The sequence below is a fragment of the Aerococcus sp. L_32 genome, from assembly GCF_050689315.1.
Window position 1 is genome coordinate 1 of sequence record NZ_JBOEQF010000880.1, and the last position, 774, is coordinate 774.

1 protein-coding gene is annotated in these 774 nt (G+C 36.0%); it reads left to right on the plus strand.

Features of this window, described 5'->3' with window-relative positions; translation table 11 throughout:
* Positions 1–613: MetQ/NlpA family ABC transporter substrate-binding protein (locus tag ACRCJ0_RS17080; protein WP_431391351.1), on the plus strand; the 613-nt coding region annotated here is incomplete at its 5' end.
* Positions 614–774: the final 161 nt, after the last annotated feature.

Below are 774 nucleotides of genomic sequence, written 5' to 3' on the forward strand. Positions count from 1 at the left end.
GTCGATTGATATGCACTCCGCTTTAACAGAAATCTATATGGATTCAATCAATGAAGAAGGTGGCTATTCTAATACCACATTAGGTTATACCACTTTAAATCCGATGGGTGTTTTTTCTGAGAAAATCGACTCTTTAGATGAATTACAAGACGGCGCTTTAGTCGCAATTCCAGACGACGTATCAAACGGATCACGTGCTTTACTGTTACTACAGACAGCAGGCCTAATCGAATTAGACGCATCTAAAGGGTTATTACCAACAACAAGTGACATTACTTCAAATCCTAAAAACTTACAATTTGAAGAAATGGCAGCCAACCAAACAGCTCGTGCCTTAGCTGACGTTGATATCTCATTAATTAACAATGACATGGCAACCGACGCAGGTTACGTGCCAACGCAAGACTCCATTTACCTTGAGCCAGTCGCAGAATCATCAAAACCATACTACAACGTGATTGCAGTACGTGAAGACGAAACAGACAACGAAGTTTACAATACAATTCTAGAATACTATCAAACAGACGAAGTCGCAGCAATCATCGACGAAATGTCAGCAGGCTCGTCAATCCCAGTATGGGAAGGCGCACCAGAACCAGGTAGTGCAAACTAATATTAGAATAAAATATAAAGACATTAATCAAAATATGAATTAATGTCTTTTTTTTAAAAAATTGAAGTTAAATTTTTATACTAGTATTATTGGTGGTAACATAATTTATAAATTATGTTAGATTTTTTAAGAAAAGGGTTTTATTATGAGTAGTAATTTTA